The following is a 253-nucleotide window of genomic DNA, read 5'->3' as shown; positions in this document are numbered from 1 at the left end:
CCCCCCCCCCCCCCCCCCCCCCCCCCCCCCCCCCCCCCCCCCCCCCCCCCCCCCCTTTTCAAGCAGAAGACGGCATACGCGATCCTTGTTAATGTCTCGTGGGCTCGGAGATGTGTATAAGAGACAGATGCTGTCCATGCTACGCCCCGCCCCCTGGATGACCGCGGCACCGGTGCCAGACTGCTCCACCGCGCTACACGACAGCTCATGCGCTTCGACCGAACGCTCGGCGCTCACCGCCAGGCTGGTGCTC

At 69.6% G+C, this 253-nt stretch carries 1 protein-coding gene; it reads right to left on the bottom strand.

All coding sequences use genetic code 11. The features are described 5' to 3' along the window. The coding region (locus JHD64_RS21770) for a hypothetical protein (protein ID WP_199055830.1) at positions 1–253 on the bottom strand (253 nt) is incomplete at both ends.

The organism is Aquitalea sp. ASV15 (assembly GCF_016429115.1).
In the GTDB taxonomy this organism is placed as follows: Bacteria; Pseudomonadota; Gammaproteobacteria; order Burkholderiales; family Chromobacteriaceae; genus Aquitalea; species Aquitalea magnusonii.
Note: the sequence above shows the minus strand (reverse complement) of the source record. Positions and strands in the feature narration are given on the sequence as shown.